We start from the raw sequence: 273 nt of genomic DNA, 5'->3' as shown, positions 1-273 counted from the left end.
CTATAGGAGGTACATTAAACCTTTCTACATATTGATCATAATTATTAAAAATCAATTTACCTGTAGGATCAAAAGCGACTATCCCGTTTGCTCCAATTGGGCAATCTCCGAAAATTCCTTCATCATAATAACTAACCCATATATCTTCATTCACATCAACCTGACAATCTTGAATCCCTTCTCCGGCATAAAACTTAGCGTATTCACTTCCGTCCGCATTATAAATAACCGCATTATCATCTTCATAATTAAATATAAGTAACCATTTCTCGC

1 pseudogene is annotated in these 273 nt (G+C 34.4%); it reads right to left on the bottom strand.

The window, feature by feature from the left end:
- Positions 1–273: pseudogene (locus SB719_RS20035) on the bottom strand (hypothetical protein); the annotation flags it as partial.

It is taken from the genome of Pantoea sp. SIMBA_079, assembly GCF_046940275.1.
Lineage (GTDB): Bacteria > Pseudomonadota > Gammaproteobacteria > Enterobacterales > Enterobacteriaceae > Pantoea > Pantoea borealis.
This window is presented reverse-complemented; position numbering and strand designations above follow the sequence as displayed.